General features: G+C 59.7%; 1 protein-coding gene. It reads right to left on the reverse strand.

Features of this window, described 5'->3' with window-relative positions:
* A partial coding sequence (locus tag J1781_RS00270; RefSeq protein WP_217233007.1) for a Gfo/Idh/MocA family protein occupies positions 1-375 on the reverse strand: 375 nt, incomplete at its 3' end.
* Positions 376-442 lie beyond the last annotated feature (67 nt).

Genomic DNA, 442 nt, shown 5'->3' on the forward strand with positions numbered 1-442 from the left:
GTTGGCGCGGGCGGCTTCGATCATCTCGCGTGTTTCGGCCACGTTCATCGCCATTGGCTTCTCGCACAACACGTTCTTGCCGGCATTCAGCAACTGGATGGTGATGTCGTGGTGCATGGGATGCGGGGTGGCCACGTACACCACGTCCACATCCGGATCGTTCACAATGCCGTCGTAGCTGGCGTAGCGTCGGGGCACGTTAAACATATCGCCAAAGGCATCGGCCGCTTCCTGCGTACGCGAGCCGACGGCGACGAGTTCGGCACCCTCGGCCAGGGGCATATCCCGCGCGAAGATTTTGGCGATATTGCCGGTGCCAACAATACCCCAGCGGATCGGACCATCGTGGTTTACCAGTGGTGTGCGTTCGGTCATGGCTCGCTTCCTTTACACATGCAGTTCCAGGCGGTTAGCACCGCGCGCGTCATTCGCTTCTGTATAT

The organism is Rahnella perminowiae (genome assembly GCF_019049695.1).
GTDB classification, from domain to species: domain Bacteria; phylum Pseudomonadota; class Gammaproteobacteria; order Enterobacterales; family Enterobacteriaceae; genus Rahnella; species Rahnella perminowiae.